This is a genomic window from Thauera sp. 63 (genome assembly GCF_000310165.2).
In the GTDB taxonomy this organism is placed as follows: domain Bacteria; phylum Pseudomonadota; class Gammaproteobacteria; order Burkholderiales; family Rhodocyclaceae; genus Thauera; species Thauera humireducens.
On record NZ_AMXC01000100.1, the window covers coordinates 1 to 209 of the forward strand.

Here is a 209-nt window from a genome sequence, read left to right on the forward strand (position 1 = left end):
CCGGCCTGCGGGCCGTCCTTGATCGCGTCGCCCTGAAAGCCGTTGATGACGTAGCGTGCGTTGGGGAAGCCGCTCTCGCGCAGCAGGGCGGCGCTCGGTTCGCCGCGCTCGCTGCCCGAACGGCACATGGTGATGATCTCGGCATCGGCACTCAGACCGCGCCGGGCGAGTTCCAGCTTCACCTGATTGACGAAGTCCGGATTGCGGTA

Annotated in this window: 1 pseudogene; it reads right to left on the bottom strand. The window is 67.0% G+C overall.

The window, feature by feature from the left end:
- A pseudogene (locus tag C664_RS20130) lies at positions 1 to 209 on the bottom strand (rhodanese-like domain-containing protein); the annotation flags it as partial.